Here is a 21,572-nt window from a genome sequence, read left to right on the forward strand (position 1 = left end):
ACTGAGAGGTAAATTTCCGTGACCGTCACTGAACTGGTGTCGTACGAGGACGCGCTGGCGACCTACGAGCCCGTCATGGGGCTCGAGGTGCACGTCGAACTCGGCACCAAGACCAAGATGTTCTGCGGCTGCGCCACCGAGCTGGGCGCCGAGCCCAACGCGCAGACGTGCCCCACCTGCCTCGGCCTGCCCGGCTCCCTCCCGGTCGTCAACGCGACGGCCGTGGAGTCCGCCGTGAAGATCGGCCTCGCGCTCAACTGCGAGATCGCCGAGTGGTGCCGCTTCGCCCGGAAGAACTACTTCTATCCGGACATGCCGAAGAACTTCCAGACCTCCCAGTACGACGAGCCGATCGCCTTCAACGGCTACCTGGACGTCCAGCTGGAGGACGGCGAGGTCTTCCGCGTGGAGATCGAGCGCGCCCACATGGAGGAGGACACCGGCAAGTCCACGCACGTGGGCGGTGCCACCGGCCGCATCCACGGCGCCCAGCACTCCCTGCTGGACTACAACCGCGCCGGCATCCCGCTCATCGAGATCGTCACCAAGCCGATCACTGGTGCGGGCGAGCGCGCCCCCGAGGTCGCCAAGGCGTACGTCGCCGAGCTGCGCGAGCTCATCAAGGCGCTCGGCGTCTCCGAGGCCCGCATGGAGATGGGCCAGATGCGCTGCGACGTCAACCTGTCGCTGATGCCGAAGGGCTCCTCGACGTTCGGTACCCGCTCGGAGACGAAGAACGTCAACTCCCTGCGGTCCGTCGAGCGCGCGACCCGCTACGAGATCATGCGGCACGCGGCGGTGCTGTCCTCCGGCGGCACCATCGTGCAGGAGACCCGGCACTTCCACGAGGACGACGGCAGCACGACGTCGGGCCGCATCAAGGAAGAGGCCGAGGACTACCGCTACTTCCCCGAGCCGGACCTGGTGCCGGTGGCCCCCGCCCGCGCGTGGGTCGAGGAGCTGCGCGGGACCCTGCCCGAGCTGCCGCGCGTGCGCCGCAACCGGCTGCGCGAGGAGTGGGGCATCTCCCAGCACGACATGCAGTCGATCCTCAACGCGGCCGCGGTCGACCTGATCGAGGCCACCGTCGAGGCCGGCGCCGACTCCGCGGCCGCCCGCAAGTGGTGGATGGGCGAGCTGGCCCGCCGCGCCAACGAGGAGGGCGTCGCCCTCGCGATGCTGCCGGTCACCCCGGCGCAGGTCGCCCGGATCGCGGCGCTGGTCGCCGAGGGCTCCCTCAACGACAAGCTGGCCCGCCAGGTCTTCGAGGGCGTGCTGGCCGGCGAGGGCGAGCCGGACGAGGTCGTCGAGAAGCGCGGTCTGAAGCTGGTCTCCGACGACAGCGCGCTGGGCACGGCCGTGGACGAGGCCATCGCGGCCAACGCCGCCATCGCCGACAAGATCCGTGCCGGCAAGGTCGCGGCGGCCGGTGCGCTGGTCGGCGCGGTCATGAAGGCCACCCGGGGCCAGGCGGACGCGGCGCGCGTGCGGGAACTGATTCTTGAGCGGCTTGCCGCGAAGGAATGAACAAGCACAGCCTGGAGAAGCTGGGCGTCGAGGGCTGATTCCGCCCCGTCAATTCCGGCATGACGGCCGTCCCTCCTGTGAGGGGCGGCCGTTGTCGTGTCCGAAGCGGGTCCTGGCCGGAATTCGCCGATACGCCCCCCATGCGCCGAAACGGTCCGGCATGATCCCTGGCAGCGGGCCGCTCCGGGAGCCCGCACCGAAAGGCTGGGGGTAGACATGCGACGGTTGCATGCCGGGCTGGCGGCGTTGCTGCTGGCGGGGGCCGGGCTGACGGCGGCCGCGGTACCGGCGGGGACGGCCGTGGCGGCCGGGAGCGCGGCCACGGCGGAGGCGCGGTGCACGGCGGGCTGGGGGAGTCTGCCGAAGGTGAGCACGGCCACCGACTACAAGCCGCTGCGGGACATCAGGGCCGGCCGGCACGAGTGCTACGACCGCATGGTGTTCGACATCCTGGGCCCGGGAACGGGTCCGGTGGGCTACCACGTGCGCTACGTGGACAAGCTGCAACAGGACGGCTCGGGCGACGTGATCCCCGTGAGCGGCGGCGCGATCCTGGAGGTGCGGGTCGCGGCCCCCTCGTACGACCCGGCCACCGGCCAGGTCACCTACGACGGCAAGGCCCGCCAGCCGCTGCCGGAGGTGGACCTCACGGGCTACCGCACCTTCCAGGACGCCCGCTTCGGCGGCAGCTTCGAGGGCGACACCCAGGTGGGGCTGGGCGTACGGGCCCGGCTGCCCTTCCGGGTGTTCCAGGAGGGCAGCCACCTCGTGGTCGACGTCGCGCACAGCTGGCAGGGATTCCGCTGACCAGGTGGCCCGCCCGCGGGCAACGTGTGGCATAACCCACAAATACGACAAAGGATCTTATCCTGCTGTCACAGTGGTCCGTCAGGGGCCCCGAGGGGCCTCTGACCATGCTCACCTTGCCCAGCGGTCGTCATGCACGGGTCGCTCCCGGCGAGATCGACGCGATACCCGGGAAGCACGCCATGACCGCACTCGCCCGGTGGTGCCTGCGCCGCCGCTTCGCCGTGATCGTGCTCTGGCTCGTTGCCCTCGCCGGCACCACGGCGGCCGCCACGATCGGCGGCCCGGCGTACTCCAACGACTACTCCGTGCCCGGCACCGAGTCCTCCCGCGCCACGGCACTGCTGCAGAAGGCGTTCCCCGGCGAGGACGGCGACGACAAGATCGTCTGGCACACCGACCGCGGCACCGTCCGCGCCCCCGCCGTCGAACAGCGCATGCGCGACGTCCTGCACCAGATCGCTGCCCTGCCCGGCGTCGCGGCCGTCGAGAGCCCCTACGCGAGCGGCGGCGCCGACCGCATCAGCCCCGACCGGCACACCGCCTACGCCACCATCGCCTTCACCAGCAAGGGCGGCGACCCCGACCGCGCCCGGGTCGCCCGGGTCGTCGACACCGCACGCGGCGCCGCCACTGGCAACCTCCGCATCGCCCTCGGCGGCAGCGGCATCGCCGTCACCGAGGGCTCCGACAGCCACCTCAGCGAGGCCATTGGCGTCGCGGTGGCGGCCGTCGTCCTCTTCCTCGTCTTCGGCTCGCTCGCCGCCAGCCTGCTGCCCATAGCAACGGCCCTGGTCGGCGTCGGCACCGCCGCCATGGCCACCCAGCTGCTCGGCCACCTGACCAAGGTCGCCGACTTCGCCCCCATGCTGGGCACCCTCATCGGCCTGGGCGTCGGCATCGACTACGCGCTGTTCATCGTCACCCGCCACCGCAAGGGCCTGCGCCAGGGCCTGCCGGTGGCCGTTGCGGCCGAGCGGGCCGTGGCCACGACCGGGCGCGCCGTCGTCTTCGCCGGCGGCACCGTGTGCGTGGCCCTGCTCGGCATGCTGGTGCTGCGCCTGAACTTCCTGACCGGCGTGGCCGTGGCCGCCTCCCTGACGGTCGTGCTCACCGTCGCCGCCTCCGTCACCCTGCTGCCCGCCCTGCTCGGCCTCATCGGCCACCGCGCCCTCAGCCGCCGCGAACGCCGCAGCCTCGCCACCGGCGGGCCCCGGCTGGAAACCCCGACGGGCCTGGCGGCCCGCTGGTCCGCGCTCGTCGAGCGGCACCCCAAGATGCTGGGCGCGCTGGCCGCCGCCGTGATGCTGGTGCTGGCCCTGCCCACCTTCTCCCTGCATCTGGGCACCTCCGACCAGGGCAACAACCCGCCGCAGTCCACCACCCGCCAGGCGTACGACATGCTGGCCCGCGGCTTCGGCCCGGGCGTCAACGGCCCCCTCACCCTCGTCGCCCCCCTGGACAGCGCCGCCGAGAGCCTGGCGTTCAACAAGCTTCCCGACACCCTGCGGCACACCCCCGGCGTCGCCGCCGTCAGCCCCTCGGTGCTCGACCGCAGCGGGGACACCGGCGTCATCACGGTCGTGCCCACCAGCGCGCCGCAGTCCGACGCCACCAGCGCCCTCGTCCAGCGGCTGCGCACCGACGTGCTGCCGCGGGCCACCGCCGGCAGCGGCCTGGAGGTGCGCGTGGGCGGGCTGACGGCCGCCTACGACGACTTCGCCGGCGTCATCCTGCACAAGCTGCCGCTGTTCGTCGGCGTCGTGGTCGGGCTCGGCTGCGTCCTGCTGCTCCTGGCCTTCCGCAGCATCGGCATACCGTTGAAGGCGGCGGCGATGAACATCGCCGCGGTGTCCTCCTCGTTCGGCCTGATCGTGGCCGTCTTCCAGTGGGGCTGGGGCAGCGACCTGCTCGGCCTGGGCGGCGCGGGCCCCATCGAACCCTTCCTGCCCGTGGTGATGGTCTCGGTGCTCTTCGGCCTGTCGATGGACTACCAGGTCTTCCTCGTCAGCCGCATGTACGAGGAGTGGCTGGCCACCCGCGACAACCGGCGGGCGGTGCGGGTCGGGCTCGCCGAGACCAGCCGGGTGATCAACTCCGCGGCCGTGATCATGATCTCGGTGTTCCTGGCGTTCCTGCTCAGCGGCGACCGGGTGATCGCGATGTTCGGCATCGGCCTGGCCACGGCCGTCGCCCTGGACGCCTTCGTGCTGCGCACCCTGCTGGTGCCCGCGCTGATGCACCTGCTCGGCGGGGCGAACTGGTGGCTGCCGGCCTGGCTGGAGCGGCTGCTGCCGCGCATCAGCATCGAGCCGCCGGAGGCGGCTGTGCCGCAGCAGGCGCAGGAACAGCTGGTGGATGCGGGAAGGGCCTAGGGCCGGTCCGGCGGCTCATGCGGCACCCCGCCTGCGGGCGCGTCGTGGCTCGTCGCGCAGTTCCCCGCGCCCCTAGGGGGCGCCGTGGACTGGTGCAGTGCCCCGCGCCCCTACGGGGCGCACTGGCGGGGGCGGATGACCACGTGGCCCGAGTCGAGGTCTATGGGGCCGCGGCCGGGGTCCGCGTCGCCCATGTCGTCGACGGTCAGCTCCAGCCGGTTCTGCTCTTCCTCGGTGTGTTTGCGTCCGGGTGAGAACAGTTCTTCGATCACATTGAACATTCCCTGTCCTTCCTTACGTCCCGTCTCAAGTCACCTTCAGCAACAGCAGCCGGTCGTCCTCGGGCCCCGGCCGCCCCCGGCCGTCGGTATTGCTCGTGGCCAGCCACAAACCGCCGTCGTCGGTGGCCACGACCGTGCGCAGCCTGCCGTACTTCCCCTGGAGGAACGCCTCGGGCGGCCCGGAGGATTCCGTTCCGCGCAGCGGGATGCGCCACAGCCGCTCGCCGCGCAGACCTGCCATCCACAGCGAGCCCTTGGCGCAGGCCAGGCCGCTGGGGGAGGCGTCGGCCGGGTGCCACTGCTCCAGCGGATCCGTGAGGCCCGGCTTGCCGGCCTTTCCCTCGGCCTCGGGCCAGCCGTAGTTCGCGCCCGGGCGGATGAGGTTCAGCTCGTCCCAGGTGTTCTGGCCGAACTCCGACGCCCACAGGTGCCCGGCCGCGTCCCAGGCCAGGCCCTGGACGTTGCGGTGGCCGTAGCTGTAGATCAGCGAGGACGAGCCGGGATTGCCGGGCGCGGGGCGGCCGTCCGGCGTCATGCGCAGGATCTTGCCGCCGAGCGACTCCAGGTTCTGCGCCAGGCCGCCCCGCCCGCTCTCGCCCGTACCGGCGTAGAGCATCCCGTCGGGTCCGAAGGCGATGCGGCCGCCGTTGTGGGTCTCGCCCTTGGGGATGTCGCGCACCAGGGTGTCCGGCGCGCCGAGCCGCTGCCCGTCCGGGCGCCGCTCGTCGACCTGCATGCGGGCGATGCGGTTGTCGGAGTCGGTGGTGAAGTACGCGTAGAGCGTGTGGTCGTCGGACCAGCGGGGCGAGACGGCCAGGCCCAGCAGCCCGCCCTCGCCCTTGGCCGCGACGCCCGGCACCGTGCCCAGCGGGGTCTGCCCGCCGTCCTTCGCCGAGATCCGCACGATGCGGCCGGTGTCGCGCGAGCCGGCGAGCAGGTCGCCGCCGGGGAGCGCGGCCAGGCCCCACGGCGAGTTCAGCCTGGTGGCCACCGTACGCACGACCTCGGCCGAGCCCTTGGCCGGGGCGGCGGAGGCCGCCCGCGAGTCCGAGGCCGCCGGGCCGCCGGTACGGCCGGGGGAGGAGCCGCCGGAGCAGCCGGCGAGGGCCAGCAGGAGGGAGAGGGCGGCGGCGACGACCGGGACGGTCCGGGGAGTGCGCCCTGCGGCGGGGACGGGCACGACGCGGTGCTCCTCTCGGGCGGATGCCTGACAAAGGGCATATCCCGGATGAGCGGGACACCCCTCCTTGATACACCCGCGGTCAGTCCCAGGAGCCCATCGCGGGCGGAAGTGCCGCGATTTCGGCGAAGTCCTCGGCGGTCAGGCGCAGTCGTGCGGCGCCGGCGTTCTGCGCCGCCCACTCGGCCTTCTTCGTGCCCGGCACCGGCACCACGTGCCGGCTGCTGGCCAGCACCCAGGCGAGCGCGACCTGCGCCGGCGTGGCGCCGTGGCGGTGGGCGACGCGCCGCAGCCCGGCGACTATCGGCTGGTTGGCGGCCATCATCTCGGCGGTGAAGCGCGGGTGCCGGGCGCGGACGTCCTCCGGCTCGAAGCCCTGGCCCGGCGTGAGCGTGCCACTGAGGAAACCGTTCCCCAGGGGCATCGCCGCCAGCACTCCCACCCCCCGGGAGGCGCACCAGGGCACCAGCCGCTCCAGCGCCTCGCGCGACCACACCGACAGCTCGGCCTGGACGCAACTGACGGGGAAGACCTGCTGGACGCGCTCCAGCTGGCGTATCGTCGCGTCGTACATCCCGGAACCCGCGCCGTAGCCGCTGCGGGCGCGGGCGCCGACCGCGCACCAGCCCAGCGCGCGCACCTTGCCGGCGGAGACCAGTTCGGCCATCGCGCCCCAGGTCTCCTCCACGGGCACCTCGGGGTCGGGGCGGTGCAGCTGGTAGAGGTCGATGACGTCGGTCTGCAGCCGGCGCAGCGAGGCGTCGCAGGCCCGCTTCACATAGCCCGGGCGGCCGTTGGCGACGATGTGCTGATCGCCCACCAGCAGGCCGCACTTGGTGGAGACGAACGCCTCGGCGCGCCGCTCCCGCAACACCCGTCCCACCAGCAACTCGTTGGTGAACGGGCCGTACATGTCGGCCGTGTCCAGGAGGTTCGAGCCCGCGTCCAGTGCGGCGTGCACCGTGCGCAGCGCGGTCTCGCCGTTCTGCTGGGAGGCGGAGTACGCCCAGTGCATCGGCATGCACCCCAGGCCCACCGCACCCACTTCGAGCGCTGTCGCACCGATTGTCCTGCGCTCCACCGGCCGTTTCCCCTCCCGTTCCCCTCCTGTGCGGCGGACCCAAACTAACGTCTGCTCCTGTGGTCCCATCGCATAGCCTCCAGACATGAGCGCAGATCACAGCGGTTCCACCGGTCCTGCCGTCGCCTGGTTGCCTATACGGCCCGAGGAGATCGACGGCCTGCCCGGGGGCCTGGAGTACGCCCACTGGGACGGCGGCCCGGACTTCCCCACCGACCCGGCGCGGTGCGTCTTCTACGCCGTGCCCTACCTCAAGGGCACGGCGGTGAGCCTGCGGCCGCTGCCGCGGATGCCGCGCCTTCGCGTCATGCAGGCGCTGACCGCGGGCGTGGACGACCTGCTGCCCGCCCTGTCCGTGCTGCCGGCCGGCGCCCGGCTGTGCAGCGCGCGCGGGCTGCACGACGCGAGCACCGCCGAACTGGCGCTCACCCTCGTCCTGGCCGCCCTGCGGGACGTCCCCGGCTTCGTACGGAATCAGGACGCGGGCCGATGGCGGCAGGAATTCCGGCCGGCGCTCGCGGACAAGTCGGTGCTCATCGTCGGCTACGGCGCGATCGGCGCCGCCGTCGAGGACCGGCTCGCGCCCTTTGAATGCGCGCGGGTCGTGCGCGTCGCGCGCTCGGCGCGCACGGTGGCACGCGGCCCGGTGCACGCGGTCGCCGACCTGCCCGGCCTGCTGCCGGACGCCGACGTGGTGATCCTGGTGACGCCGCTGACCGAGCAGACCCGCGGGCTCGTCGACGCCGGCTTCCTCGCCCGGATGAAGGACGGCGCGCTTCTCGTCAACGTCTCCCGCGGCCCGGTGGTGGACACCGCGGCGCTGCTGGCCGAGCTGGAGCGCGGGCGGCTGTGCGCGGCCCTCGACGTCACCGACCCCGAGCCGCTGCCGCCCGGTCACCCCCTGTGGACGGCACCCGGCGTCCTCATCACCCCCCATGTGGGTGGCCCCTCTTCGGCCTTTCTGCCCCGGGCCAAGGCGCTGCTGCGCGATCAGCTGGCCAGATTCGTACTGGACGAGCCTCTGCGGAATGTCGTAGCCGTTGTGGACTGATACCACGCAGAGACAGCATTTGGATGCAGTGCGTATCCGTAATCCCGTCGCTAGTTACGCTATGTATATGAGCTATGTCCCTGAGTGACGAACCTGGTGTATCGTCCCGACGGGGGCTGCTCCGGGCACCGTACGGGCGCAGCGAAGGACCGGAACTCGAGGGGGGCGACGGGCGATGCACGGCCAATGGACGATCTACCCGACGCGGCTCAACCACCCACCACGGCCCCGGACGGCGGCGCGGTGAGCGCCCCCGGAGCGGCGCTCCCCCGCCGGCCCGCGCCGGCCGGGGGTTCGGGCATGCTCTCCCAGTTCCTGCTCGCCCTGGTCTGCGGCGGCTACGCCACGGGTGCCGCCCTCGGATGGGGATCGCCCGAGCTGGCCAACACCATGGGCGACTTCGGCCTCGGCGGCGCCGCCGGCCTGGCCGCGGTCTCCTGCTTCTGGTACGGGCGCACGCGCAGCACCCGCTTCCGGCCCGCCTGGTTGCTGTTCGCGGCCTCCTCGGCCATGGCCGGCTTCGGCAACTTCTTCTGGGGCTGGTACGAGGTCGTGCTCGCCGAGCGCGTGCCGAGCCCCTCCCCGGCGGACTTCTGCTTCCTGCTGTTCGCGCCGCCCGCCATCATCGGCCTGCTGGTGCTCGCCCGCCGCCCGGTCACCCGGGCCGGCTGGGTCTGCCTCGCCCTGGACTCCTGGCTCATCGGCGGCTCGCTGCTGACCCTCTCCTGGAGCCTGGCCCTCGCGCACACCGCGCACTTCGCCGGCGAGTCCGTCGCCCACGCCGCGCTGTCGCTGGCCTACCCGCTGCTGGACATCGTGCTCGTGTCCATGGTGCTGGCCCTGCACTTCAAGCGGTCCTCGGCCAACCGCTCGGCGATCAACACGGCCATCGCCGCCCTCGCCCTGACCGTCCTGTGCGACGCCCTGTTCACCTCGCCCCTGCTGCGGGCCAACTACCGCTCCGGGCAGATCCTGGACGCCGGCTGGTTCGCGGGCTACATGCTCATGGCCTACGCGCCCTGGGTGGCCCGCGAGGAGGGCGGCGAGGGCGCGCCGCGCCGGGGCAGGACGGCGGCGCCCTCCGGCCGGCCCATCGCCGGCTCCCTCGCGGCCCTCACGCCGTACCTGGCGGCGGCCGTGTGCACGCTGGGCATCCTCTACAACGTCCTCGACGGCCACCACGTCGACCGCGTCGTGCTCTTCACCGGCTGCACGGTCGTCCTGGCGCTCGTCGTCCGCCAGGGCATCATGCTGCTGGACAACATCTCCCTCACTCAGGAGCTGGCGCAGAAGGAGAACCACTTCCGCTCCCTGGTGCAGGGCTCCAGCGACGTCATCATGATCGCCGCGCCCACCGGGATACTGCGCTACGTCAGCCCCGCCGCCGCCGGCGTCTACGGGCGCGACGCCGAGGAGCTGGTCGGCTCCGAACTGGCCTCGCTCATCCACCCCGAGGACCTCGGCCGCGTGGTCCACGAGGTGCGCCGCTTCCTCGCCGCACCGCCCGCCGAGGAGCCCACCACCCGCATCGAGTGCCGCTTCCGCTCCGGCAGCGGCGAGTGGCTCAACGTGGAGTCCACCGTCAACCGGCACCACGGCGGGCTGATCTTCAACAGCCGCGACGTCACCGAACGCGTCCGGCTGCAGGCGCAGTTGCAGCACACCGCCGAGCACGACCCGCTCACCGACCTGCCCAACCGCGCCCTGTTCACCAAGCGCGTCCAGCAGGCCCTCGCCGGGCGCAGAGTGACCGACGCGGGCACCGCCGTGCTCTTCATCGACCTCGACGGCTTCAAGGCCGTCAACGACACCGTCGGCCACCAGGCCGGTGACGAGCTGCTGGTCCAGGCCGCCCGCCGGCTGCAGGACTCGGTGCGCGCCGGGGACTCCACCGCCCGCTTCGGGGGCGACGAGTTCGCCGCCCTCATCATCGGCGACGGCAGCCGCGACGCCGCCGCCCGCGAGTACCGCATCCTGGAGATCGCCGAGCGGCTGCGGGTCACCCTCTCCCAGCCGTACCTGGTCGAGGGCGGCACCGAGGTGCGGGTGGACGCCAGCATCGGCGTCGCCTTCGCCGAGGCCGACATCACCCCCGGCGAGCTCATGCGCAACGCCGACCTCGCCATGTACCGGGCCAAGCAGGCCGGCAAGGGCCGCGTCGAGCTGTACGCGCCGCAGATGCAGCACGACGTCGTGCGCCGCACCGAGGCCGTCAGCCGGCTGCGCAGCGCGCTGCACGACGGGCAGTTCGCGCTGCTGCACCAGCCGGTCGTCGAGCTGGCCACCGGCCGGGTGACCGCCGTCAGCGCCCAGGCCCGCTGGCGCTCCGCGCAGGGCATCCTCTTCACCCCCGACGAGTTCCTGAGGGTGGCCGAAATGGAGCGCTGCGACGAGAGCGCCCGCACCGCCGAACTCGGCCGCTGGACGCTGGAGAAGGCCGCCGAGCAGGCCGGTGAGCGGCGCCGCGCCGGGCACCTGGTGCCCGTCCACGTCCGCATCCCCGCGGCCCGCCTGCTGGACCGCTCGCAGGCGCCGAAGAACATCGAGGAGCTCGTCCTGCGGCACAGCCTGGCCGCGGGCACGCTGGTCCTGGAGCTCTCCGGCAGTGATCCACGCCTGTGCCTCGACGAGCTGGAGCGGCGCCTCGCGGCCCTGCGGCGCTTCGGCGTGCGCATCGCGCTGGACGGTCTCGGCAGCGGCTACGCGGCCATGAGCGCCCTGCGCCGGCTGCCCGTGGACGTCCTCAAGCTCGACCGCACCCTGGTCGACGGGGTGACCGAATCCGCGCGGTTGCACAAGATCACCGCCGGCCTGCTGCGCATCGCCGGCGACCTCGGCATGGAGTCGGTGGCCGACGGCGTGGACACCCCCGAGCAGGCCCACGCCCTGATGGCCATGGGCTGCACCCACGGCCAGGGAATGGTCTTCGCCGGCGCCCTCGACGAGCACCGGCTGCGCCACACCCTCGACAGCGGCCCCTACGTCCTGCCGAACGTCCTGCCGGGTGATCCCACGAACGGGGGGCAACAGGTGCTCGTGGGCGGCGCGCTGCCCGTGCGATCCGGCGTCGTGGGCGGGGCCGGCGCCCTCGCCCATGCTCCATTGCGCTCAAATAATGAGACGCCCGTCCCACCCACTTGACACTTCAGGTGCGGCGGGGGGAGGGTCGGTCCCATGCGCACCCGAATTCTCGTACTTGGACAGCGCGTCGGCTGAAGCAGGCCGTCCCCTCCGGACCTGCCGACCACACCGACGCGCTCCCCTCGCTTGCCTTACGGCACGAGGGGTTTTTTGTTTCCTGTTTTCGTTCGTTCCTGTCTCCGAGAAGAGAAGAGTCGATGACAGAGCAGGCCCCCGGCGCTCACCATCATCCGCACCCGCGACCCCGCGGTGGTGCGGTCTCCCAGCAGCCCATCACCGAGCACGTCACGGGTGCGCAGTCCCTCATCCGCTCCCTGGAAGAGGTCGGCGCCGAGGTCGTCTTCGGCATCCCCGGCGGCGCGATCCTGCCCGCCTACGACCCGATGATGGATTCCACGAAGGTCCGCCACGTGCTGGTGCGCCACGAGCAGGGCGCCGGTCACGCGGCCACCGGCTACGCGCAGGCCACCGGCAAGGTCGGGGTGTGCATGGCGACCTCCGGCCCGGGCGCGACCAACCTGGTCACCCCCATCGCGGACGCGCACATGGACTCCGTGCCGCTGGTGGCCATCACCGGCCAGGTCGCCTCGAAGTCCATCGGCACGGACGCCTTCCAGGAGGCGGACATCTGCGGCATCACGATGCCGATCACCAAGCACAACTGGCTGGTCACCGACCCGGCCGAGATCCCGCGCACGATCGCCGAGGCCTTCCACGTCGCCTCCACAGGCCGCCCCGGCCCGGTGCTGGTCGACATCGCCAAGGACGCGCTGCAGGCGCAGACGGTCTTCTCCTGGCCCCCGCACACCGACCTGCCCGGCTACCGGCCCGTGACCAAGCCGCACGCCAAGCAGATCCGCGAGGCCGCCAAGCTCATCACCCAGGCCCGGCGCCCGGTGCTCTACGTCGGCGGCGGCGTGCTCAAGGCCGGGGCCACGGCGGAGCTGCGGGCCTTCGCCGAGCTGACCGGCGCCCCGGTGACCACGACGCTGATGGCGCTCGGCGCCTTCCCCGACACCCACCCGCAGCACCTGGGCATGCCGGGCATGCACGGCTCGGTCGCCGCGGTGACCGCGCTGCAGAAGGCCGACCTGATCGTGGCGCTCGGCGCCCGCTTCGACGACCGCGTCACCGGCAGACTGGACTCCTTCGCGCCGTACGCGAAGATCGTGCACGCCGACATCGACCCGGCGGAGATCGGCAAGAACCGCACCGCCGACGTGCCCATCGTCGGTGACGCCCGCGAGGTGCTGACCGACCTGACCGCTGCCGTGCGCGCCGAGCAGGCCGAGGGCCACGCCTGCGAGTACGGCCAGTGGTGGGAGGACCTGGAGCGCTGGCGGCGGACGTACCCGCTGGGCTACGACAAGCCCGAGGACGGCAGCCTGGCCCCCCAGCAGGTGGTCCAGCGCATCGGGCAGCTCGCCCCCGAGGGCACGATCTTCACCGCCGGCGTGGGCCAGCACCAGATGTGGGCCGCGCACTACATCGACTACGACCAGCCCCAGACCTGGCTCAACTCCGGGGGCGCCGGGACGATGGGCTACGCGGTCCCCGCCGCGATGGGCGCCAAGGCCGGCATGCCCGCGCGCACGGTGTGGGCGATCGACGGCGACGGCTGCTTCCAGATGACCAACCAGGAGCTGGTCACCTGTGCGCTGAACAACATCCCGATCAAGGTCGCGATCATCAACAACGGGGCGCTGGGCATGGTCCGCCAGTGGCAGACCCTCTTCTACAACCAGCGCTACTCCAACACCGTCCTGCACGCCGGCCCCGAGGCCGCCGGCACCGAGCCGTGCGCCGGCACGCGCGTCCCGGACTTCGTCAAGCTCTCCGAGGCGATGGGCTGCGTGGGCCTGCGCTGCGAGGACCCGGCGCAGCTCGACGCGGTGATCGAACAGGCCAACGCCATCAACGACCGCCCGGTCGTGGTCGACTTCATCGTCCACCAGGACGCCATGGTCTGGCCGATGGTCGCCGCCGGCACCTCCAACGACGAGATCCTCGCGGCCCGCGGCGTGCGCCCGGACTTCGACGGCATCGACGACGACTGACGGACGACTGACGGCCACCACCGCACGGCACACGCCGAGGAACACGGCACACGCCGAGGAAACGGAAGACCGATCCCATGACCAAGCACACGCTCTCCGTCCTGGTGGAGAACACGCCCGGCATCCTCGCCCGGGTCGCCGCACTGTTCTCCCGCCGCGGCTTCAACATCGACTCCCTCGCCGTCGGGGTGACCGAGCACCCCGACATCTCCCGCATCACCATCGTCGTCAACGTCGAGACGCTGCCGCTGGAGCAGGTCACCAAGCAGCTCAACAAGCTCGTCAACGTGCTGAAGATCGTGGAGCTGGAGGACAGCGCCGCCATCCAGCGCGAGCTCGTCCTGGTGAAGGTGCGCGCCGACAACGACACGCGCTCGCAGATCGTCGAGATCGTCCAGCTCTTCCGCGCCAAGACCGTCGACGTCTCCCCGGAGGCCGTCACCATCGAGGCCACCGGCGGCAGCGACAAGCTCGGCGCCATGCTCAAGATGCTGGAGCCGTTCGGCATCAAGGAGCTGGTGCAGTCCGGCACCATCGCGATAGGGCGAGGTGCCCGCTCCATCACCGACCGCAGCCTGCGCGCCCTGGACCGCTCCGCCTGAGCGGGCGCGGCAAACCCCCTACCCCCAGACCGTCCGGCGACCGCCCGTCATACGGTGGGACGCGAACCGGGATTCGACCCACACCGGAAACAAGGAGAAACCCCCAAGTGGCTGCCGAGCTCTTCTACGACAACGACGCCGACCTGTCCATCATCCAGGGCCGCAAGGTCGCGGTCCTCGGCTACGGCAGCCAGGGCCACGCCCACGCGCTGTCCCTGCGCGACTCGGGCGTCGACGTCCGCGTGGGCCTGCCGGAGGGCTCGAAGTCCCGCACGAAGGCCGAGGAGCAGGGCCTGCGCGTGGTCACCCCCGCCGAGGCCGCGGCCGAGGCCGACGTCATCATGATCCTGGTGCCGGACCCGGTCCAGGCCAAGGTCTACGAGGAGTCCGTCAGGGACCACCTCAAGGACGGCGACGCCCTCTTCTTCGGCCACGGCTTCAACATCCGCTTCGGCTTCATCAAGCCCCCGGCCGGTGTCGACGTGTGCATGGTCGCCCCCAAGGGCCCGGGCCACCTGGTGCGCCGCCAGTACGAGGAGGGCCGTGGCGTGCCATGCATCGCGGCCGTCGAGCAGGACGCGAGCGGCAACGCCTTCCCGCTCGCCCTCTCCTACGCCAAGGCCATCGGCGGCACCCGCGCCGGCGTCATCAAGACCACCTTCACCGAGGAGACCGAGACCGACCTCTTCGGCGAGCAGGCGGTCCTCTGCGGCGGCGCCTCCGCCCTGGTCAAGGCGGGCTTCGAGACCCTGGTCGAGGCCGGTTACCAGCCGGAGATCGCCTACTTCGAGTGCCTGCACGAGCTGAAGCTCATCGTCGACCTGATGTACGAGGGCGGCCTGGAGAAGATGCGCTGGTCGGTCTCCGAGACCGCCGAGTGGGGCGACTACGTCACCGGCCCGCGCATCGTCAACGACGCCACCAAGGCCGAGATGAAGAAGGTCCTCGGCGAGATCCAGGACGGCACCTTCGCCGAGAACTGGATGAAGGAGTACCAGGCCGGCCTGCCCAAGTACAACGAGTACAAGAAGGCCGACGAGGACCACCTGCTGGAGACCACCGGCAAGAAGCTGCGCAAGCTGATGAGCTGGGTCGACGACAAGGAGTGACCTCCTTCGGGCGGGGCCGCGGCAGGCGCCGCGGCCCCGCCCGCCGTTCCGTCCCGCCGCCGTGGTGTGATCCTTGCGGGAAGGCGGAAACGGCACCGGAAAGTGCCGATACACTGCTTCGCACAACGCGTCAGGCTCACAGCGTCGTGCGTCTTCCACGCGGCTGCCCCCCTTCACCGCCTTCGGCCGTCGGGACGGCCGTCTGCGAAGGAACAGTGAGGACTGAGTCACCGTGAGCCCTGCTGCCTCGTCACGCAAGCCCGTCGTTCTGATTGCCGAAGAGCTCTCGCCCGCGACCGTCGACGCCCTCGGCCCCGACTTCGAGATCCGGCACTGCGACGGCGCCGACCGCGCCCAGCTGCTGCCCGCCATCGCCGATGTCGACGCCGTGCTGGTGCGCTCCGCGACCCGCATCGACGCCGAGGCCGTCGCCGCCGCCAAACGCCTGCGGGTCGTCGCCCGGGCCGGCGTCGGCCTGGACAACGTCGACGTCTCCGCCGCCACCAAGGCCGGCGTGATGGTCGTCAACGCCCCGACGTCCAACATCGTCACCGCCGCCGAGCTGGCCTGCGGCCTGCTCCTGGCCACCGCCCGCAACATCCCCCAGGCCAACGCCGCGCTCAAGCGCGGGGAGTGGAAGCGGTCGAAGTACACCGGCGTCGAGCTCGCCGAGAAGACCCTCGGCGTGGTGGGCCTCGGCCGCATCGGCGTGCTCGTGGCCCAGCGGATGTCCGCGTTCGGCATGAAGATCCTCGCCTACGACCCGTACGTCCAGCCGGCCCGAGCCGCGCAGATGGGCGTGAAGCTGGTCTCCCTCGACGAGCTGCTGGAGAGTGCCGACTTCATCACCGTCCACCTGCCCAAGACGCCCGAGACCCTCGGCCTGATCGGCGACGAGGCCCTGCACAAGGTCAAGCCGAGCGTGCGCATCGTCAACGCCGCCCGCGGCGGCATCGTCGACGAGGCGGCCCTGACCAGTGCCCTCAAGGAGGGCCGGGTCGCCGGCGCGGGCCTGGACGTCTACGCCGTCGAGCCGTGCACGGACTCGCCGCTGTTCGACTTCGACACCGTCGTGGCCACCCCGCACCTGGGCGCCTCCACCGGCGAGGCGCAGGAGAAGGCCGGCATCGCCGTCGCCAAGTCGGTGCGCCTGGCGCTGGCCGGCGAGCTCGTCCCGGACGCCGTCAACGTCCAGGGCGGCGTCATCGCCGAGGACGTCAAGCCCGCCCTGCCGCTCGCCGAGCGGCTCGGCCGCATCTTCACGGGCCTTGCGGGCGAGGTCGCGGTACGCCTCGACGTCGAGGTGTACGGCGAGATCACCCAGCACGACGTCAAGGTGCTCGAACTGTCCGCGCTCAAGGGCGTCTTCGAGGACATCGTCGACGAGACGGTCTCCTACGTGAACGCCCCCCTCTTCGCCCAGGAGCGCGGCGTCGAGGTGCGGCTGACCACCGGCTCGGAGTCCGCCGACCACCGCAACGTCGTCGTCGTGCGCGGCACGCTCTCCGACGGCTCCGAGGTCTCCGTCTCCGGCACGCTGGCCGGCCCCCGCAACATCCAGAAGGTCGTGGCCGTCGGCGAGCACGACGTGGACCTCGCCCTCGCCGACCACATGGCCTTCCTGCGCTACGCCGACCGGCCCGGCGTGGTCGGCACGCTGGGCCGCATCCTCGGCGAGGCCGGCATCAACATCGCGGGCATGCAGGTCTCCCGGGCCGTCGAGGGCGGCGAGGCGCTGGTCGCGCTCACGGTCGACGAGTCCATCCCGGCCCCGGTGCTGGCGGAGATCGCCCAGGAGGTCGGGGCGAACTACGCCCGCGCGGTCAACCTGGCCGACTGACGCGTACGGACGCGTACGGCGAAGGGCCCGGCCCGCACCATCAGGTGCGGACCGGGCCCTTCGCCTTCCCACCGGCTCCGTCAGGGGCGCGGGGAACTGCGCGACAAGCCACGACGCGCCTGCAGGTGCAATGTCGGCTGCAGGCCGTCCGTGGCCGATCGCGCAGTTCCCCGCGCCCCTGACGGGGCGCCCGGCTAGCCGAGGGGCTCGGCGGCCACGGAGGGGTTTTCCGGCGCCGCGCTCTGCGCGGCACCGTGCCCCCGCAGCACGCGGAGCGTGAACGCGGCGGCCAGGACGAAGATCGCGCCGCCGCCGAGCGCGGCGAGGTGCATGCCGTGGGTGAAGGCTTCTCGGGCCGCATCCAGGACCGCCTCGCCCGTCGCCCGCGGCAGCTGCCGCGCGGCCCCCGCCGCCGCGCCCAGCGTCTCGCGGACCGCGCCGGCCACGCCCTGCGGCAGCGCGGCGGGCAGGTTGCCGGGGAGCTCGTCGCGGTAGACGGCCGTGCCGATCGAGCCGAAGACCGCCATGCCCAGGGCGCCGCCGAACTCCTGGCCCGTCTCCATCAGGGAGGAGGCGGTACCGGCCTTTTCCAGCGGGGTGGCGCTGAGCGCCATGTCGGAGATCAGGGACATCACGGTGATGATGCCGCAGCCGATGACGGCCGCCGCGGCCAGGACGGTCCACAGGGCGTCGGTGCCGGCCACCGCGAGCAGGGCGAAGCCGGCTGCGGCGACGACGAACCCGCCGGCGATGACGTACGCCCGGTCCACCTTCTGCGCGAGTGCGGTGGACAGCGGCCCGGTGGCGCCGATCACCACCGACGGCGCGATGCTCCACAGCGCCGCCTCCAGCGGGCCCTTGCCGAGCACGCCCTGCAGGTACTGCGTGGTGAAGTACGTCGAGCCCATCATCCCGAACGCGGCAAGGGTGTTGACGGTGATGCCGGCGCCGAAGACGCGGTGCCGGAAGAGCTCCGGGCCGATCATCGCGTGGCGGCAGGTGCGCTGGCGGCGGACGAAGAACCAGCCCACGACGAGCCCGGCGGCGATCGACAGCAGCGGGACGGCGCTCACCGCGTTGTCCGCGGCGATCTCCTTCATGCCGTACGTCACCGGCAGCACGGCCGCCATCGACAGCGGCACGCTCAGCAGGTCGAAGCGGCCGGGGGCGGGGTCCTTGGACTCCGGTACCAGCAGGGGCGCAAGGATCAGCAGCAGCACCATCGCGGGCACGTTGACCAGGAAGACCGAGCCCCACCAGAACTGCTCCAGCAGCAGACCGCCCATCACCGAACCCAGGGCGATGCCGCCGGCCATGGCGCCCGACCAGATGCCGATGGCCAGGGTGCGCTGCTTGTCGTTGCGGAACAGGGTGCGCACCAGCGCCATCGTGCTCGGCATCAAGGTGGCCCCGCCGATGCCGAGCACGGCCCGGGCGGCGATGAGCATCTCCGCGTTCTGTGCATAGGCGGCGGCCACGGACGCGGTGCCGAAGGCGGCCGCGCCGAAGAGCAGCAGCTTGCGGCGGCCGATGCGGTCGCCGAGCGAGCCCATGGTGATCAGCAGCCCGGAGAGGGCGAAGGCGTAGATGTCGAAGATCCACAGCTGCTGCGTGCCGGTCACGTGCAGCGACTCGCTGATCGCCGGGATGGCGAAGAACAGGACGGAGACGTCCATCGAGACAAGGAGGAGGGGCAGCAGGAGGACGACGAAGGCCGTCCACTCCCTGCGCCCGGCCAGAGGTGCGCCGGAGTTCGTCATGGCCACGACTATACGGATGTCTTAAACGTTTGTCTATGACGATTGTTTAAGACACCCGTCTGGGACGGTCGTATGGGTGCACGGCTACGCTTCGGAGGCATGGGACACCGCGAAGATCTGCTGGCAGGCGCCAAGCACTGCCTGCTGGACAAGGGCTGGGTGCGCACCACCGCGCGCGACATCGTGGCCGCCTCCGGCGCCAACCTCGCCTCCATCGGCTACCACTACGGCTCCAAGGACGCCCTGATGATGGAGGCGTTCATGGCCCTGACCGAGGAGTGGGGGGAGGGGGTCGGGCGGTCGCTGACCGGCATCACGACGGACGCCTCGGTCTCCCGCGAGGAGCGCGTCGCACTCGTGCTCGACCGCATCAAGGAGAGCTTCGCGCAGGACGGCGCGTTCTGGGCCGCGCAGCTGGAGGTCGTCGGTCAGCTGGCCAAGCATCCGGAGCTCAAGGAGCGGTTCGCCGGCGTGATGCCGGAGGGCCGGCGCGGCATGGTGGCCATCTTCGAAGGGGTGGACGACCGGGACGTTCCCGACGAGGTGGCGCGCACCGCCGGCGCCCTCTACCACTCCCTGTTCATCGGCATGTGGGTGCAGTGGACCATCGATCCCTCGGCGGTCGGCAGTGGCGCCGACCTCGTCGAGGGGATGCGCAGCATCCTGGAGGGCACGGTCCTGGGCGCGTCCGAGGGGTGAACGGGCGGGCTGCACAAGGCTGGACGGCGGCCGAGGCGCCGGGGTCTACTTGATTGCCTGAGGACACTAGTCAGCGCCGATCGGGAGGTTGTCCATGACCGCCGCAGGATCCCGCGCCACCGCACCCTCCGCCGCCCCCGCCTTCCCGCAGGACCGCACCTGCCCCTACGCCCCGCCCGCCGGCTACGCCGACCTGGCCGCCGGCGGACCCGTCACCCGCGTCACCCTCTACGACGGCAGCCAGGTGTGGGCCGTCACCGGCCACGCCGAGGCCCGCGCCGTCCTCGCCGACCGGCGCTTCTCCTCCGACCGCCAGGACCCCCACTTCCCCGTCGTGGTGCCCCGCGTGGAGCAGCAGGCCACCATCCGCACCCCGCTCCTCGGCGTCGACGACCCCCGCCACGCCGAGGAACGCCGCCCCCTCATCCCGCACTTCGGCCACCGCACCGTCGCCGCCCTGCGCCCGCGCATCCAGGAGATCGTCGACGGCCTCATCGACGCCATGCTCGCCGAGGGCCCCGGCGCCGAGCTCGTCTCGGCCTACTCCCTGCCCGTCCCGTCCATGGTCATCTGTCATCTGCTCGGCGTGCCCTACGCCGACCACGAGTACTTCGAGGGCCGCTCGCGCGAACTGCTCGCCGCGACCACCGCGGCCGACGCCGTCCGGGCCCGCAACGCACTGCTGGAGTATCTGGGCCGGCTCGTCGAGGACATGGAACGCCGGCCCGGCGGCCCCGGCCCGGGCCTCCTCGGCGAACTCGTCGAACAGGGCCGCAAGGACGGCGGCACCGACCGCGACCAGCTCGTGCTCATCGCCCTGATCCTGCTGGTCGCCGGGCACGAGACCACGTCCAACATGATCGCCCTCGGCACGTACACCCTGCTCCGCCACCCCGACCAGCTCGCCGCCCTCCGCGCCGACCCCGCCCTGATGCCCGGCGCCGTCGAGGAGTTGCTGCGCTACCTGACGATCGCCGACGTGCTCGTGCGCGTCGCCACCGAGGACGTCGAGCTCGGCGGCCGCACCATCAAGGCCGGCGACGGCGTCGTCATCGTGCCCTCCCTGGCCAACCGCAACACCGCCGTCTACCCCGGGCCCGAGACCCTGGACGTACGCCGTTCGGCCCGCCATCATCTGGCCTTCGGCTTCGGGCCGCACCAGTGCCTCGGGCAGAACCTCGCCCGTGCCGAGATGGAAATCGCCCTGTCCACCCTCTTCGACCGTATCCCCACCCTGCGTCTGGCCGTTGGCCCGGACGAGGTGCCCGCCAAGCCGGGCGGCACCCTGCAGGGTCTCTACTCACTCCCGGTCACCTGGTGACCGGAGAACGGAGGACCGCCATGCGCGTGACCATCGACTCCGAGGTGTGCATCGGCTCGGGCATGTGTGCCCTCAACGCACCCGCAGTCTTCACCCAGGACGACGACGGCTTCGGCACCGTCCTGCCCGGCAAGGAGGACGGCGCCGGCGACCCCATGGTCCGCGAGGCCGTGCGCGGCTGCCCGGTGCAGGCCATCGCCGTGCAGGAGTGAGCCGCCGGGACCGAGCCGTCAGGGGCGCCGCAGACGGGCGGCCTTGAGCGTCATGTGCAGCAGCAGACGGTCCTCGCCCTCGTCCAGATCGAGGCCCGTCAGCTGCTCCACCCGGCCCAGCCGGTAGTACAGCGTCTGCCGGTGGATGCCCAGGGCCGCCGCCGCGCGGCCCGCCTGACCGGCGCAGTCGAGGTACACCTCCGCCGTCCGGGCCAGCTCCGCGTACGCCGGCGCCAGCAGCGGCGCCACCGCAGGATCCGCGGCCCGCCCCGCCGGCAGCCCGGTCAGCACCCGGTACGGCCCGATGTCCGCCCACTGCGCCACCGGGCCCAGCCGGGGCTCGGCCCCGGCCGCCCGGGCCGCCGACAGTGCCTGCGCCCAGGACTCCGGCAGCTCCGCCAGCCCCCGGCGCGGGGTGCCGATCCCCGCCGCCGGCGTCGCCGGCGGCCCCGCCGGCAGGCCGGCCCGCGGCGAGCGCAGCAGCCGGTCCGCCGCGGTCAGGGCCGGGGCGGGGGAGGAGACAGATCGG

The 21,572-nt window shown here is 72.1% G+C and carries 17 protein-coding genes; 12 read left to right on the top strand and 5 right to left on the bottom strand.

What is annotated here, in order from left to right:
• Nucleotides 1-18 precede the first annotated feature (18 nt).
• From gatB to AC27L3_RS26230, 3 genes are all read left to right on the top strand, one after another.
• The gene (gene gatB, locus AC27L3_RS26220; RefSeq protein WP_487236528.1) at nt 19-1,527 is read left to right on the top strand and encodes an Asp-tRNA(Asn)/Glu-tRNA(Gln) amidotransferase subunit GatB; all 1,509 of its coding nucleotides are present in this window, start codon (nt 19-21) and stop codon (nt 1,525-1,527) included.
• A gap of 216 nt (nt 1,528-1,743) precedes the next feature.
• On the top strand, nt 1,744-2,334 hold the full coding sequence (locus tag AC27L3_RS26225; protein ID WP_487236529.1) for an AMIN-like domain-containing (lipo)protein: 591 nt from the start codon (nt 1,744-1,746) through the stop codon (nt 2,332-2,334).
• Nucleotides 2,335-2,516: 182 nt separating this feature from the next.
• Nucleotides 2,517-4,709, top strand: a complete 2,193-nt coding sequence (locus AC27L3_RS26230) for an MMPL family transporter (RefSeq protein WP_487236530.1) — start codon at nt 2,517-2,519, stop codon at nt 4,707-4,709.
• A gap of 110 nt (nt 4,710-4,819) precedes the next feature.
• Here AC27L3_RS26230 and AC27L3_RS26235 read toward each other — a convergent pair whose 3' ends face one another.
• From AC27L3_RS26235 to AC27L3_RS26245, 3 genes are all read right to left on the bottom strand, one after another.
• Nucleotides 4,820-4,990, bottom strand: a complete 171-nt coding sequence (locus tag AC27L3_RS26235; protein ID WP_487236531.1) for a DUF6191 domain-containing protein — start codon at nt 4,988-4,990, stop codon at nt 4,820-4,822.
• Nucleotides 4,991-5,015: 25 nt separating this feature from the next.
• Complete coding sequence (locus AC27L3_RS26240; protein WP_487236532.1) at nt 5,016-6,170, bottom strand: PQQ-dependent sugar dehydrogenase; 1,155 nt, start codon at nt 6,168-6,170, stop codon at nt 5,016-5,018.
• An 82-nt stretch (nt 6,171-6,252) separates the two neighbouring features.
• A complete protein-coding gene (locus AC27L3_RS26245) occupies nt 6,253-7,251 on the bottom strand; it encodes an aldo/keto reductase (RefSeq protein WP_487236533.1) in 999 nt (332 codons plus the stop codon).
• An 85-nt stretch (nt 7,252-7,336) separates the two neighbouring features.
• On the opposite strand from AC27L3_RS26245, the gene AC27L3_RS26250 reads away from it, so the two are divergent.
• The 6 genes from AC27L3_RS26250 to serA all read left to right on the top strand — a co-directional run bounded on the left by AC27L3_RS26250 (nt 7,337) and on the right by serA (nt 17,051).
• Nucleotides 7,337-8,302 carry a 2-hydroxyacid dehydrogenase gene (locus AC27L3_RS26250; protein ID WP_487236534.1) on the top strand — a complete coding sequence of 322 codons (966 nt, stop codon included), beginning with the start codon at nt 7,337-7,339 and terminating at the stop codon, nt 8,300-8,302.
• Between the two features lie 186 nt (nt 8,303-8,488).
• Nucleotides 8,489-11,443, top strand: a complete 2,955-nt coding sequence (locus tag AC27L3_RS26255; protein ID WP_487236535.1) for a putative bifunctional diguanylate cyclase/phosphodiesterase — start codon at nt 8,489-8,491, stop codon at nt 11,441-11,443.
• Between the two features lie 197 nt (nt 11,444-11,640).
• A complete protein-coding gene (locus AC27L3_RS26260; protein ID WP_487236536.1) occupies nt 11,641-13,500 on the top strand; it encodes an acetolactate synthase large subunit in 1,860 nt (619 codons plus the stop codon).
• Nucleotides 13,501-13,577: 77 nt separating this feature from the next.
• Nucleotides 13,578-14,102: an acetolactate synthase small subunit gene (gene ilvN / locus AC27L3_RS26265; protein ID WP_487236537.1), complete on the top strand. Its 525-nt coding sequence runs from the start codon at nt 13,578-13,580 to the stop codon at nt 14,100-14,102.
• Nucleotides 14,103-14,209: 107 nt separating this feature from the next.
• Nucleotides 14,210-15,211, top strand: a complete 1,002-nt coding sequence (ilvC, locus tag AC27L3_RS26270; protein ID WP_487236538.1) for a ketol-acid reductoisomerase — start codon at nt 14,210-14,212, stop codon at nt 15,209-15,211.
• A 232-nt stretch (nt 15,212-15,443) separates the two neighbouring features.
• Nucleotides 15,444-17,051, top strand: a complete 1,608-nt coding sequence (gene serA, locus AC27L3_RS26275) for a phosphoglycerate dehydrogenase (protein WP_487236539.1) — start codon at nt 15,444-15,446, stop codon at nt 17,049-17,051.
• 194 nt (nt 17,052-17,245) lie between these two features.
• On the opposite strand, the gene AC27L3_RS26280 is transcribed toward serA, so the two are convergent.
• On the bottom strand, nt 17,246-18,811 hold the full coding sequence (locus AC27L3_RS26280) for an MFS transporter (protein WP_487236540.1): 1,566 nt from the start codon (nt 18,809-18,811) through the stop codon (nt 17,246-17,248).
• Nucleotides 18,812-18,910: 99 nt separating this feature from the next.
• On the opposite strand from AC27L3_RS26280, the gene AC27L3_RS26285 reads away from it, so the two are divergent.
• The 3 genes from AC27L3_RS26285 to AC27L3_RS26295 all read left to right on the top strand — a co-directional run bounded on the left by AC27L3_RS26285 (nt 18,911) and on the right by AC27L3_RS26295 (nt 21,043).
• Nucleotides 18,911-19,510 (top strand): TetR/AcrR family transcriptional regulator, encoded by a 600-nt coding sequence (locus AC27L3_RS26285; RefSeq protein WP_487236541.1) that lies wholly within the window; start codon nt 18,911-18,913, stop codon nt 19,508-19,510.
• Nucleotides 19,511-19,604: 94 nt separating this feature from the next.
• Nucleotides 19,605-20,831 (top strand): cytochrome P450, encoded by a 1,227-nt coding sequence (locus AC27L3_RS26290; protein ID WP_487236542.1) that lies wholly within the window; start codon nt 19,605-19,607, stop codon nt 20,829-20,831.
• Between the two features lie 20 nt (nt 20,832-20,851).
• Nucleotides 20,852-21,043 carry a ferredoxin gene (locus AC27L3_RS26295; RefSeq protein ID WP_365968045.1) on the top strand — a complete coding sequence of 64 codons (192 nt, stop codon included), beginning with the start codon at nt 20,852-20,854 and terminating at the stop codon, nt 21,041-21,043.
• Nucleotides 21,044-21,061: 18 nt separating this feature from the next.
• Here AC27L3_RS26295 and AC27L3_RS26300 read toward each other — a convergent pair.
• Nucleotides 21,062-21,572 (bottom strand): PucR family transcriptional regulator (locus AC27L3_RS26300; protein WP_487236543.1); only part of this gene is annotated, 511 nt, incomplete at its 5' end.

This window comes from Streptomyces sp. PKA51, assembly GCF_057552455.1.